This window comes from Pseudomonas sp. TE3644, assembly GCF_056278815.1.
This window is the reverse complement of the sequence record NZ_JBWBQF010000001.1, coordinates 4,945,826-4,958,449: the sequence shown is the minus strand read 5'-3', so window position 1 is coordinate 4,958,449 and position 12,624 is coordinate 4,945,826. Positions and strand designations below refer to the sequence as shown.

The following is a 12,624-nucleotide window of genomic DNA, read 5'->3' as shown; positions in this document are numbered from 1 at the left end:
ACGGGTTGGGGGGAATTCAGGTTGAGCGTTGCGTGGGGGCTGATGTGGGGGTAGGTTGGGGCTTCAAGTCATCGAGGACGCCCGCCATGAAACTGCGCTGGATAACGGTACCGCTGCTGTTGCTCGCCACCGCGGGCACTGCCCTGGCCGACTGCCCCGAGTTGCTGCAAGGGCAGATGACCAAGCTGCGCGGCAAGGAGTCAATCGACCTGTGCCAGCGCTTTGCCGGTAAGCCGCTGGTGGTGGTCAACACGGCCAGTTATTGCGGCTTCGCCCCGCAATTCACCGGGCTGGAGGGTCTGTACAGCCGCTACAAGGGCCAGGGCCTGGAAATGATTGGCGTGCCGTCCAACGACTTCAAGCAGGAAGCCCAGGACACGGTGGAAACGGCCAAGGTCTGCTACGCCAATTATGGCGTGACCTTCACCATGACCCAGCCGGCGGCGGTGCGCGGCGCCGACGCCACGCACCTGTTCAAGGTGCTGGCCGAGCAGAGCAGTGCGCCGAAGTGGAATTTCTACAAGTACGTGGTGGACCGGCAGGGCAATGTGGTGGCCAGCTTTTCCAGCATTACCAAGCCCGATGACCCCGACCTGATTGCCGCCGTGGAGAAAGCCATCGCCTCCAAACCCTGATGTAGCCGCTGCCGCCAGGCTGCGCTGGCCAGTGTGAGCCCTGGAGATCTCCAGTGAGGCAGAGGGCCAGCGCAGCCTGGCGGCAGCGGCTACGATGGCAGCCATAAAAAAAACCGCCGAGGCGGGTTTTTTTGTGCAGCCGGTACGCGAATCAGAAGCGGTAGGTAATCGAGGTACCGAAACCGCTGGCGCTGTTCTTGTACTTGGAGCTGTAGGCCAGCTTGGAAGCCGACACTTCGTTGACCTTCACGCTTTCTTCCCACAGGTAGGAGTAGGCGAAGTCCAGGGTGATGTTGTCCACCGGGGTCCAGCCCACACCGAAGCTGACGGCCTGACGGTCGCCGGTCGGGATGCGTGGCGAGCGGTTGACGTTGTTGGTCGGGGACTGGTCAACCGAGTAACCGGCGCGCAGTACCACTTCCTTGTTCAACTGGTAGGCGGCGCCAATGGCGTGGGCCCAGGTGTCGTGCCAGTTCTGCTCTTCGGTGATGGTACCCAGCGAGCCTGCCAGCAGGGCAGGCACACCCGAGTTTTCCACGGTGATGTCTTTCAGGCGACTCCAGCGGGTCCAGGTGCTGCCGGCGTACAGGGTCCAGTCATCGCCCACTTTCTGGGTGATGGAGAAGTCCACGGACTCAGGCGTGGTCAGGTCCAGGGAGGCGTCGTAGCTTTTGCCGCTCAGACCCAGCAGGCCGAAAGTGCCGCCGGTGATCTTGGTGTCGCCGTCCAGGTGGAAATCAACCTTGGAGTGGTAGGTCACGCCCAAGCTGGTGGTAGGGGTGGCCTGCACCAGGATACCGGCGTTGAAGCCGATGGCGGTGTCGTTACCGTTGATCCTGACCTTGCCGTCATTGAGGCCCGGGCTGGATGCGGTCGGCACCTGCGAGGTCAGTTCGCCGTCGATGCGGTTGATGGTCGGGCCGAAACCGATCGAGACCACATCGTTGAAGGCGTAGCTGACGGTAGGCTGGAAGGTGTACACCGACACCTTGCTCTTGTTTGCGTAGTAACGGCCAGCGAAGTCGCTGCCGTAGTCGGTGATCAGACCGAACGGCACGTAAAAGCCGACACCGAATGCCCAATGGTCGTCGATAGGCTTGACGTAGTAGCCCATCGGCACGGCGGTCAGCGGCACCATGTCGCCGTCTTCCTTGCCGCCCAGGGTGGAGCGCGTGTCGCTGATATCAGTCTTGGCACTGATGACCGCAGCCCCCACGGTCACTTGTTCGTGCTTGAGGCGCGACATGCCGGCAGGGTTGCCGTAGATGGTGCTGGCGTCATCGGCAGAAGAAGAGCGGCCGGCAAACCCGGTACCCATGCCACTGATGCTGGTTTCGTTGATGGCAAAGCCACTGGCGAACAGCTGAGTGGAGGCGACTGCGACGGCGATGCTGATTGTGGTCTTGAGCATTACTTTTTTCATTATTAGAACTCCATGTGATCACCGAAGCGAAAACTACCAACATTTTCGCTGCGGCGCTATAGCCCGTATCGCTGGAGATAGAGCGGTTTTGTAGGACAATCCGACCAGATTCGCGGCTTATAAGCTGGCGTTATGCCATGATCTTCAGCTGGCTAATCTGTCACTGACGGTAATGCAGGTTGCCCAGGCGGCAGTGAAATCCCTTATGCGCCCCTGAGGCTGGAAGGTTTGGCGCCATATTCTGGCCATGCCGATAACATCATCGGCCTGTGGCAAGGGCGTTTTTTGCTCTTCGATCAAAAGCCACGCAATAGCGGTGGCGTACCGAAGGTTGACGGTCAATTCCTGATGCGGGCCACTTAAAAAAGCATGTTGGCTGGCCAGCCCCCTGACGAGGCTGGCCAGGTCCGGGTCCAGGGCAAGGTAGCGATCCCACAATGCCTGGTGGCGCAACGCGCCGATGCGGTACAGCCCGTGGCCGCGACGCCCGTGAAGTTCGGTGCCCAACGCCGACTGGCTGGCGGCCACGCCCAGTAGCAGGGCCTCGGCCGTGGGGCAGTGCCGCCCCAGGTACATCAGCGTCGGACGTATCACGTACTGGCTCAATTCCCGTGCGGCGATCCCCATAAACCCTGCGACCTCTCCTGTCTGGCCGACGGAACCTGGGTGCTTGGCAGCAGTGAATCGAAGGGGCTCCGCCGGAAGCGGCGCGAGCCGCTTGAATTGAAGTGTAGTGTGATATGTATGCTGTAAAGGGCTGTTTTTAAATTATTTGTGGGTGGAGTAAACGGCGGTATATGCCCTCAGGCGATAACGCTGTAGCCGCTGCCGTCAGGCTGCGCTGGCCGATGCGAACCCTGAAGATCTCCAGCAAGGCATAGGGCCAGCGCAGCCTGGCGGCAGCGGCTACGGGCTACATTAAAAACCGCAGACATAAAAAAGCCCCGCTTGAGCGGGGCCTTGGTGTCGCCTGGGTGCGATCAGGCAACCAGTGCTTGACGCGTACGGTCGATCACGGCTTGCAGCGGTTCAGCGCTGGAGTATTGCTCCGGGTACAGGCGTTCGCTGTGGCGGGCAATACCGTGCTCATTGACGACGGTAAAGCTGAAGCAACCTTTGCGAGCAGCCATGATCAGGCAGTTCAGTGGTGCAAAGGCGTCAGTCAGGGTGCGCATGGCATCTTGAGTATGGATAGTGTTCATAGTTATTGGATGTTCCTGCAAAAGACACGGATAAGATCCGTGCACACTAAAAACGTTCCAGTAGCGCGGGCCACCATTGGCCGGGGCGAAGAACCTGACTGGAACAAAGCAGCCAGTGTGAGCGCATTCAAATGTGGCGCTTGGGCTGACCGGTAGGTACTTAGGAGGACAGGCAACACACCGGGGCAAAGGTTCGCTGCCCGTGGGTGAAGATCCTGATCAATCAGCAGGTTGGTTAGGTCAGAGTAAAGAGGCTTGGCATCGACACCTGGCTATGGCCACGGCGCGTGAAGTGTTTACCTGGAAACCATCGAGTAGGTCGGTCCGCTGTGTCAGCAGGGGGTTCGCTTTGCTGCGAACGACGTGCTGGAGGACTGTTTCGACCAATAAATTGACTTTCAGCTTGGTACTAACGATGCCAAGGCTAATCGATAGCGTGGGTAACTTGCAAGCACTATTTTGATGGAGGCGATGTATGGCCTGTGCTCGATCGCCAGCAGACCAGTTTGCCTCTTCCTGCCCTGCTTGTGAAGCCCCTGAAAACGCCGTATTTGCCCTGAAACGTGAGGGCGGGTGCAAAAATGGTGCGGTGGTGCGCCTCCATTCGGGGCAGTTGTGCACACAGTGCCATCGGATTGTCATGCACCTGCAAAGCCCTTGCCGAAGGGCCCCCTACGCCGGATTGAAAATTTAAGTCAATGAAAAAAAACGCTTTTTTTAACTGGTGAAAAAATCGTCAGTTTGACTGGAGCCCCTATTCTACAAGGGTTTGCGGGCATTGGAGGACGGTTGTCCACTGAGTTATCCACAGCTTCTGTGGATTGTCCCGAGCGCTTGCTCTAGCACGGGCGTACCCGGTTATTTCATGTTTGCGACCAACGCTTCACCTGCATTTGTCAATCGACGGCTCAGCACTTTTCGCTCCTGACTCATGCCACTATTTTTTTCTTCGCAGAATCAAAATCGTGCGGCTATCGCCCGACCGGAGGCAAACACGGTCGTCAGTTTGCCGCCGGTCGCCGCATCGCTCAGACTGTGGTCTTTGTTTGTCTGTGGTGGAAATTGACATGGCATTTGACCTCACCAGCCTTCTGCTCGGCCTGTTGTTGGCCGGGGCCCCCAGCCTGGCGCTGGCCTGGCAGATACAACGGCGCCTGAGCGCGTTGAGTGCCGACACGGCGCTGCTGCAGGAGCGCCTGGCCACGGCGCAGCTGGCCCAGGACGGTTTGAGTGCGCAACTGGATGCCAGCCGCGACGAGATCAGCGACCTGGCCCAGGCCAACACGGTCAAGCAGGCCGAGCTGGCCGCCCAGGCGCGGGAGCTGGAGCTGCTGCAGATCGAGCGCGACAACGCCCGCGACGCCGCCCACGCCTGGAGCCTGGAGCGCAACGGCAAAGAGGTGGAGCTGCGCCGCCTGGATGCCCAGTGCGCCGGTCTGCAGGCCGAACTGCGTGAACAGCAGGACAGCCATCAGCAGCGCCTGACCGACCTGCAAGGCTCGCGTGATGAACTGCGGGCGCAGTTCGCCGAACTGGCCGGCAAGATCTTCGATGAGCGCGAACAGCGCTTTGCCGAGACCAGCAACCAACGCTTGGGGCAGTTGCTCGACCCGCTCAAGGAGCGCATCCAGTCGTTCGAAAAACGCGTGGAAGAAAGCTACCAGCAGGAAGCCCGCGAGCGCTTCTCCCTGGGCAAGGAGCTGGAGCGCCTGCAACAGCTCAACCAGCGCCTGAGTGATGAGGCCACCAACCTGACCCAGGCCCTCAAGGGCCAGAAAACCCAGGGCAACTGGGGCGAGCTGATTCTGGAGCGGGTGCTGGAACACGCAGGCCTTGAGAAGGGCCGTGAATACCAGACCCAGGTCAGCCTCAAGGGGCCTGATGGCGAGCGCTTCCAACCCGACGTGCTGATTCTGTTGCCGGGCGACAAGCAGGTGGTGGTCGACTCCAAGGTCAGCCTGACCGCGTATCAGCAGTACATCAGCGCCGATGATCCGGCGGTGTCCCAGGCGGCGTTGAAGCAGCATGTGCTGTCGCTGCGCAACCACGTGAAAGGTTTGTCGGGCAAAGACTATAACCGCCTGGAAGGGCTGCACAGCCTCGACTTCGTGCTGCTGTTCGTGCCGATCGAGGCGGCGTTTTCGGCGGCGTTGCAGGCCGAACCCAACCTGTTCCAGGAAGCCTTCGACCGCCAAATTGTCATTGTCAGCCCCACCACGCTGCTGGCCACGTTGCGGGTGATCGACAGCCTGTGGAAGCAGGAGCGTCAGAGCCAGAACGCCCGGGAAATCGCCGAGCGCGCCGGCTGGCTGTACGACAAGTTCGTGCTGTTCATCCAGGACCTGGACGAGGTGGGCAACCGCCTGCAACAACTGGACAAGGCCTATGGGGCGGCGCGCAACAAGCTGGTGGAAGGCCGCGGCAACCTGGTCAGCCGCACCGAGCAGCTCAAGCTGCTGGGCGCGCGGGCGAGCAAGAGCCTGCCGGCCGACCTGCTGGAGCGCGCCATGACCGACGCCGAAGGCGCCTCACTGCCGGCTGAGGTGCCGGTTCAGTAACGCGCGCAGGGCCGCCGGTTTCACCGGCTTGGCCAGGTAGTCGAGGCCGGCGGCGTGCACCTGGGCCAGCACTTCGGGGCGGCCGTCGGCGCTGATTACCATGCCGGGGATGGGCGCGCTCAGGTGCGCGCGCAGCCAGGCCATCAGTTGCGGGCCGGTGTCGCCTTCGTCCAGGTGGAAATCCACCAGCGCCAGGTTGGGGCGCATGCCTCGCTCCAGCAGGCGGCTGCAATCGCCGCGGTCGCGGGCGGTGTACACCTGGCAGCCCCAGCGGCTGAGCAGGCTGTTCATGCCGATCAGGATGCTGTCTTCGTTGTCCACGCACAGCACGCTCAAACCGCTGAGGTTCTGGCCCTTGCTGGGCGCGGCCACCGTCGGTGCCGGGGCTTCGGCGCTGGCCAGCGGCACGCGCACGCTGAACACGCTGCCCTTGCCGGGCCAGGAGCGCACTTGCAGGCGGTGGCCCAGCACCCGGCACAGGCCGTCGGCAATCGCCAGGCCCAGGCCCAGGCCTTTTTCGGCGCGGGTCTGGTGGCTGTCCAGGCGCTTGAATTCCTCGAAGATCACTTGCAGCTTGTCATCGGGGATGCCCGGCCCGCGGTCCCACACCTCCAGGCTCAAGGCGCCGGCCTTGCGCCGCACGCCCAGCACGATCGGGCCCTTGCCGTAGCGCAGGGCGTTGGTCAGGAAATTCTGCAGGATGCGCCGCAGCAACTTGCTGTCGCTGTCGATGCGCGCCGTCGAGGAATGCAGGTGGAAGCTCAGGCCCTGCTGGTTGGCCAGGGCCTTGAATTCGGCCCCCAGGGTTTCAAACAGATCGCCCACGGCGAAGGGTTTGGGGTCGGGGGTGATCTTGCCGTTTTCCAGGCGCGAGATGTCCAGCAGGTCGCTGATCAGGTCTTCGGCCGAACGCAGCGAGCTGTCCATGTGCTGCACCAGTTGCTGCGCCTCGGCGGAAAGGCCGTCACCTTGATGCGAAAGCGCGGCGGAGAACAGCCGTGCAGCGTTCAGCGGCTGCATCAGGTCGTGGCCCACGGCGGCCAGGAAACGCGTTTTCGACTGGTTGGCGGCCTCGGCAATACTCTTGGCGTCGGTGAGGGCCTGGTTGAGCTGCGACAGCTCCTGGGTGCGCTCGCTCACGCGTTGTTCCAGGCCTTCGTTGGCGGCTGTCAGGGCTTGCTCGGCTTCGCGGAAGGCCGTGATGTCGGTGAAACTCATGACGAAGCCGCCGCCCGGCATGGGGTTGCCGATCAGTTCGATCACCCGGCCATTGGGGAACAAGCGCTCGGAGGTGTGCGCACGGCCCTGGCGCATCCAGTGCAGGCGGCGGGCCACGTGCACCTCGGCCTCGCCGGGGCCGCACAGGCCGCGCTCGGCGTTGTAGCGGATGATGTCGGCAATCGGCCGGCCGACGCTGATCAGGCCGTCGGGGTAGTTGAACAGTTCCAGGTAGCGGCGGTTCCAGGCCACCAGGTGCAGGGACTGGTCGACCACGCTCACGCCCTGGCTGATGTTCTCGATGGCGCCTTGCAGCAGGGCGCGGTTGAACTGCAGCACTTCACTGGCTTCGTCGGCGATCTTGACCACATCTTCCAGCTGCATGTCGCGGCCTTCGATGGCGGCGCGTACCACCACGCGGGTCGATGAGCTGCCCAGGACACCGGCCAGTAATCGCTCGGTGTGGGCGATCCAGTCGTTGTCGGCGCTCTGGTTGGGGTTGAAGCCGATGCCTTGGCGGTAGGCGAAGCGCAGGAAACTCTGGCGTGCCCGCTCTTCACCGACGAAGCGCGAGGCCAGGGTCAGCAGGTCTTCGATCTGCACCGACAACGGCAACCGGCCGCCGGGGCGGGCGCTGGTTTCCTGGCCGATAAAGCGCCCCGCCTGCCAGTGCTCCGACACCCGCGTACGCGATAGGGCTGAGACCCAGGCAAACAGTGTGAAGTTGCCGGCCAGCGACAGCACCACGCCCAGGGTCAGCGGGGTGATCGGCAGGCCCATGGCGTCGTCGTGCAGCCAGGCCAGGCCCGGAAACAGGTGCAGCGACAGGCCCAGGCTGTGGGCCGCCAGCGGCAGTACCAGGGTGTAGAACCACAGGAAGGTGCCGGCGGCGAGCCCGGTGAACACGCCGCGGCGGTTGGCCTTTTTCCAGTACAGCGCACCGAGCATGGCCGGGGCCAGCTGCGCCACGGCGGCGAAGGCAATCTGGCCGATGGTGGCCAGGCTGGCCGTGCTGCCCAGCAGGCGGTAGCTGACGTAGGCCAGCAGCAGAATCACGACGATGCTGATGCGCCGCACCGACAGCATCCAGTGGCGGAACACCTCGAACGGCCGCTCGGCGCTTTGCCGGCGTAGCAGCCAGGGCAGCAGCATGTCGTTGGAGACCATGGTCGACAGCGCCACGCTGGCAACGATGACCATGCCGGTGGCCGCGCTGGCGCCGCCGATAAAGGCCAGCAAGGCCAGCGCCGGGTGGGATTCGGCCAGGGGCAGGCTGATCACGAACGAGTCGGGGATGACCGAGGCGGGCAGGCGCAATTGCCCGGCCAGGGCGATGGGCACCACGAACAGCGCCGCCAGGATCAGGTAACCGGGGAACACCCAGCGCGCCAGGCGCAAGTCCTGGGGCTCGATGTTCTCCACCACGGTGACGTGGAACTGCCGCGGCAGGCAGATCATCGCCATCATGGCCACGCCGGTCTGCACCACCATGGACGGCCAGTTGATGGTCTCCTGCCAGTAGGTGTCCAGGCGCGGGGCCAGGGTGGCCTGGTTGATCAGGTCATCGAAGCCGTCATACAGGCCATAGGTGATGAAGGCGCCTACGCCGAGGAAGGCGAACAGCTTCACCAGCGCCTCGAAGGCGATGGCCAGCACCATGCCGCGATGGTGCTCGGTGACGTCCAGGCTGCGCGTGCCGAAGACGATGGTAAACAGTGCCAGCACCAGCGACACCACCAGCGCGGTGTCTTGCACGCGGGTGCCCGAGGCGTCGGCGCTGGCGCCGATCAGCAGGTTGACGCCCAGCACGATGCCCTTGAGCTGCAGGGCGATGTAGGGCAATACGCCCACCAGGCAGATCAGCGCCACCACCACCGCCAGGGACTGGGACTTGCCGTAGCGGGCGGCGATGAAGTCGGCGATGGAGGTGATGTTTTCCTGTTTGCTGATCAGGATCATCTTCTGCTGCACCCAGGGCGCAAACACCATGAGCAGCACCGGGCCCAGGTAGATGGGCAGGAAGGCCCACAGCTGTTCGGCGGCCTGGCCGACGGCGCCGAAGAACGTCCAGCTGGTGCAGTACACCGCCAGCGACAGGCTGTACACCCAGGCACGCACGCGCGGCGACAGTGGCGTGCTGCGGCGGTCGCCGTAGAAGGCGATGGCAAACATGACGGCCATGTAGGCCAGGGCGACGGCGGCGATCAGCCCGCTGGACAGCGACATCAAAGGCTCCGGTGCGTGCAGGTGTGGGAGCTGGCAAGCCAGCTCCCACAAAGATATTTTCTGCTTCAGGTTCGGTGCACAGTCTCGCATGGCGCAGGCCACGGCGTCAGTGTCGACCAAGGTTGTAGCCGCTGCCGCCAGGCTGCGCTGGCCTGTGTGAACCCTGAGAACCTCGAGCGGGGCATGGGGCCAGCGCAGCCTGGCGGCAGCGGCTACAGGGTCGCTGCCAGGCTCAGGTCCACCAGCGTGTGCATTTGCTCGACACTGGGCGCCGACTCGGCGAACAGGATGCGGTACACCACGGGCGCCACGATCAGGTTCAGCAGGTGGTCGGCCGCAGGTGGGTTTTCACCCCGGCCATGGGCGCGGTCGAGGATGGTTTGCAGTTGGCCGCGCAGCACGGTGGCGCACTGGAACGAGCAACCGCTGGCGATGAAGTCGCGCATCATGTTGCGCCCCGGCTCCGAGTTCATCTCGTCCAGGTACTGCTCGGCCCACGCCAGCAGGTCGGCGCGCAGGCTGCCCAGGTCGGCCGGGTCACTGTCGGGGCGCAGGCGCGCCAGGCTGACGTCGGCCAGCAGCGCGGCCAGCTCGCCCCAGCGGCGGTAAATGGTCGACGGGGTGACGCCGGCGCGGCTGGCAATCAGCGGCACGGTCAGGCTGTCGCGCGCCTGCTCTTGCAGCAGGGCACGGACGGCCGCGTGTACGGACTCTTGCACACGGGCACTGCGGCCGCCCGTGCGGATACCTTCTTTAATAGCCATTCAACGACCTTAACACAAAGCGTTTGCTTTAAGCTTGAAGCGGGTGCAGACTCCGCTAATGCAATGATTTAGCTTTTGCGGAGCGTGCCACATGTCCAACGTCCTGTCTGCAAGAAACAGCCTGACCTATTTGTCGGTGGTGCTGCTGACCTTCCTGGCGGCCTCCAGCGCGCCGACACCGCTGTATCACCTGTACCAGGAAACCTGGCGGTTTTCGCCGGGCATGCTGACCATGATCTTCGGCGTCTACGCCCTGAGCCTGCTGGCGGCGCTGCTGACTGTCGGTTCGTTGTCCGATTATATCGGCCGTCGCCCGGTGCTGCGTGCGGCGTTGTTGATCAACATGCTGTCGATGCTGGCGTTTATCTACGCCCGCGATGTCAGCTGGCTGTTGGTCGCGCGCATCCTGCAGGGCTTCGCCACCGGCATGGCCACCAGCTCCCTGGGCGCAGCATTGCTGGACAATGATCGGCAGAAAGGCCCACTGCTCAACAGCCTGGCGCCTTTGCTGGGCATGGCGTCCGGGGCGCTGGGCAGTGGCCTGCTGGTGCAATACGCGCCGATGCCCACAGAGCTGGTGTATATCGTGCTGCTGGCGTTGCTGGTGGTGCAGGCCGGGTTGCTGGTGTGGTTGCCCGAAAGCGTCAGTGCGCAGCCAGGCGCCTGGGCTTCGTTGCGCCCACGCTTGAGCGTGCCGCCTCAGGCCCGCGCTGCCGTGTGGCGCATGTTGCCGGTGAACACGGCGGTGTGGATGACCGGTGGCTTCTTTCTGTCCCTGGCGCCATCGCTGGTGCGTGCTGCGACCGGTACCACGTCGAACCTGATCGGCGGGGCGCTGGTGGCTACCTTGACCCTCAGCGGTGCCGCGGCCATCTACGCCCTGCGCGCCAGCGCTGCCGACAAGGTGCTGCGCCTGGGCACGTTGCTGTTGGCCGTCGGTATTGCCTTGGTACTGCTGGCAGCAAACCAGCAGGCGCTGCTGCTGTTCTTCATCGGTGCGGTGATTGCCGGCGCCGGTTTTGGCAGTGGCTTCCTGGGCTCGGCCCGCAGCGTGCTGCCCCTGGCCCATGCTCATGAACGCGCCGGCCTGATGTCGACGTTCTACGTGCTGAGCTATCTGGCCTTTTGTGTGCCGGCGATCCTGGCGGGGTTCCTGGTGCGCACTGTAGGGCTGGTGACCACCAGTGACGGCTATGGTCTGCTGCAGATCGCCTTGTGTGGCGTTGCCCTGCTGGGTATGTGGCTGCGTCGTGGGACGGCGCCCATATCGGCATAATCGATGACCTATAGCGAAACTACCCGTTTAGTAGATAAACAAAAGGCGGCTAGCATGGCCTGACCTCACACGAGGACAGGAGACCCCCATGCACCGCCCGATTGCCCTGGCCACCCGGCCATTCAGCGCTTTGCAGCACCCCCGCGAAGTGATCCGTCAATTCACCCCCAACTGGTTCGCCGTGGTCATGGGCACCGGTGTGCTCGCCCTGGCATTGGCGCAACTGCCGGCCGGCTGGCCGCTGATGCACAGCCTGGCCCATGGCCTGTGGCTGCTGGCGGCGCTGTTGTTCTGCCTGTTCACGGGGCTGTACGGCGCGCGCTGGGTGCTGTTTTTCGACGAGGCGCGGCGCATTTTCGGGCACTCCACGGTGTCGATGTTCATCGGTACCATCCCCATGGCCCTGGCGACCTTGATCAATGGCTTCGTGCTGTTCGGCTTGCCCCAGGTGGGCGAGGGTGCGTTGCCGTGGCTGCAAGGGTTGTGGTGGCTGGACGTGGGCCTGTCGCTATTGTGCGGGGTGGGTATCCCGTTCCTGATGTTCACCCGCCAGCAGCACAGCATCGACCAGATGACCGCCGTGTGGCTGTTGCCTGTGGTGGCCGCCGAAGTGGCCGCTGCCAGCGGCGGCTTGCTGGCGCCGCACCTGATCGACCCTGCCGCGCAGTTCGGCATGCTGATCACCAGCTTCGTGCTGTGGGCGTTCTCGGTGCCGGTGGCGTTCGCGATTCTGACGATCCTGATGTTGCGCATGGCCCTGCACAAGTTGCCCCATGAAAACATGGCGGCCTCGAGCTGGCTGGCGCTTGGCCCCATCGGCACCGGTGCCTTGGGCATGTTGCTGCTGGGCAGCGACGCACCAGCCATCTTCACTGCTGCAGGCGTGCTGCCGGGCGTGGGCACCATGATCGACGGCCTGGGCGTGGTCAGCGCAGTGATTCTGTGGGGCATGGGCCTGTGGTGGATGCTGCTGGCGGTACTGATTACCGTGCGCTACCTGCGCAGCGGCATGCCGTTCAACCTGGGGTGGTGGGCGTTCATCTTCCCGCTGGGTGTTTACACCCTGGCCACCTTGCGCCTGGGCAATGTGCTGCATCTGGCTTTCTTTACCCTGTGCGGGCAAGGTCTGGTGGCCTGCCTGGCCATGTTGTGGGCGGTGGTGATGACGCGCACGTTGCGTGGGGCGTGGCGGGGCGAACTGTTTGTGTCGCCGTGCATCGCGGCAAAGTTTAGGTAATCTATGGGCCAAGGATGTGGCCTGCAGGGTCGCAGGCCGCATCCAAAGCCATTAGCCTAAGCCAAATCGGCGCCACCAAGGTGCA

Annotated in this window: 9 protein-coding genes; 4 read left to right on the top strand and 5 right to left on the bottom strand. The window is 63.5% G+C overall.

From position 1 onward, the window contains the following. The first annotated feature begins 86 nt into the window (after positions 1-86). A complete protein-coding gene (locus tag ACZ9GA_RS21845; protein WP_027977201.1) occupies positions 87-635 on the top strand; it encodes a glutathione peroxidase in 549 nt (182 codons plus the stop codon). A gap of 151 nt (positions 636-786) precedes the next feature. On the opposite strand, the gene ACZ9GA_RS21840 is transcribed toward ACZ9GA_RS21845, so the two are convergent. From ACZ9GA_RS21840 to ACZ9GA_RS21830, 3 genes are all read right to left on the bottom strand, one after another. Further along, positions 787-2,058 carry an OmpP1/FadL family transporter gene (locus tag ACZ9GA_RS21840; RefSeq protein WP_457360791.1) on the bottom strand — a complete coding sequence of 424 codons (1,272 nt, stop codon included), beginning with the start codon at positions 2,056-2,058 and terminating at the stop codon, positions 787-789. A gap of 144 nt (positions 2,059-2,202) precedes the next feature. Continuing rightward, the gene (locus tag ACZ9GA_RS21835) at positions 2,203-2,685 is read right to left on the bottom strand and encodes a hypothetical protein (RefSeq protein WP_027977203.1); all 483 of its coding nucleotides are present in this window, start codon (positions 2,683-2,685) and stop codon (positions 2,203-2,205) included. A gap of 353 nt (positions 2,686-3,038) precedes the next feature. Continuing rightward, complete coding sequence (locus tag ACZ9GA_RS21830; protein WP_027977204.1) at positions 3,039-3,260, bottom strand: hypothetical protein; 222 nt, start codon at positions 3,258-3,260, stop codon at positions 3,039-3,041. A 1,181-nt stretch (positions 3,261-4,441) separates the two neighbouring features. Between ACZ9GA_RS21830 and ACZ9GA_RS21825 the strand changes: the two genes are divergently transcribed. Next, positions 4,442-5,818: a DNA recombination protein RmuC gene (locus ACZ9GA_RS21825; RefSeq protein WP_457363675.1), complete on the top strand. Its 1,377-nt coding sequence runs from the start codon at positions 4,442-4,444 to the stop codon at positions 5,816-5,818. Here the strand turns inward: ACZ9GA_RS21825 and ACZ9GA_RS21820 are convergent. Both ACZ9GA_RS21820 and ACZ9GA_RS21815 read right to left on the bottom strand, forming a co-directional pair. Continuing rightward, on the bottom strand, positions 5,789-9,262 hold the full coding sequence (locus tag ACZ9GA_RS21820) for a hybrid sensor histidine kinase/response regulator (RefSeq protein ID WP_457360792.1): 3,474 nt from the start codon (positions 9,260-9,262) through the stop codon (positions 5,789-5,791). The genes ACZ9GA_RS21825 and ACZ9GA_RS21820 overlap by 30 nt on opposite strands. A gap of 212 nt (positions 9,263-9,474) precedes the next feature. Further along, on the bottom strand, positions 9,475-10,026 hold the full coding sequence (locus ACZ9GA_RS21815) for a TetR/AcrR family transcriptional regulator (RefSeq protein ID WP_457360793.1): 552 nt from the start codon (positions 10,024-10,026) through the stop codon (positions 9,475-9,477). A gap of 91 nt (positions 10,027-10,117) precedes the next feature. Here ACZ9GA_RS21815 and ACZ9GA_RS21810 point away from each other — a divergent pair, with 91 nt between their 5' ends. Further along, a complete protein-coding gene (locus ACZ9GA_RS21810; RefSeq protein ID WP_457360794.1) occupies positions 10,118-11,302 on the top strand; it encodes an MFS transporter in 1,185 nt (394 codons plus the stop codon). An 88-nt stretch (positions 11,303-11,390) separates the two neighbouring features. Next, the gene (locus ACZ9GA_RS21805) at positions 11,391-12,539 is read left to right on the top strand and encodes a TDT family transporter (protein WP_457360795.1); all 1,149 of its coding nucleotides are present in this window, start codon (positions 11,391-11,393) and stop codon (positions 12,537-12,539) included. The last annotated feature ends 85 nt before the right edge of the window (positions 12,540-12,624 follow it).

Excerpts from the sequence above, each read along its gene's own strand:
- ACZ9GA_RS21845 (WP_027977201.1), top strand. The coding sequence starts at position 87 with ATGAAACTGCGCTGGATAACGGTACCGCTGCTGTTGCTCGCCACCGCG.
- ACZ9GA_RS21840 (WP_457360791.1), bottom strand. The coding sequence starts at position 2,058 with ATGAAAAAAGTAATGCTCAAGACCACAATCAGCATCGCCGTCGCAGTC.
- ACZ9GA_RS21835 (WP_027977203.1), bottom strand. The coding sequence starts at position 2,685 with ATGGGGATCGCCGCACGGGAATTGAGCCAGTACGTGATACGTCCGACG.
- ACZ9GA_RS21830 (WP_027977204.1), bottom strand. The coding sequence starts at position 3,260 with ATGAACACTATCCATACTCAAGATGCCATGCGCACCCTGACTGACGCC.
- ACZ9GA_RS21820 (WP_457360792.1), bottom strand. The coding sequence starts at position 9,262 with ATGTCGCTGTCCAGCGGGCTGATCGCCGCCGTCGCCCTGGCCTACATG.
- ACZ9GA_RS21815 (WP_457360793.1), bottom strand. The coding sequence starts at position 10,026 with ATGGCTATTAAAGAAGGTATCCGCACGGGCGGCCGCAGTGCCCGTGTG.
- ACZ9GA_RS21810 (WP_457360794.1), top strand. The coding sequence starts at position 10,118 with ATGTCCAACGTCCTGTCTGCAAGAAACAGCCTGACCTATTTGTCGGTG.
- ACZ9GA_RS21805 (WP_457360795.1), top strand. The coding sequence starts at position 11,391 with ATGCACCGCCCGATTGCCCTGGCCACCCGGCCATTCAGCGCTTTGCAG.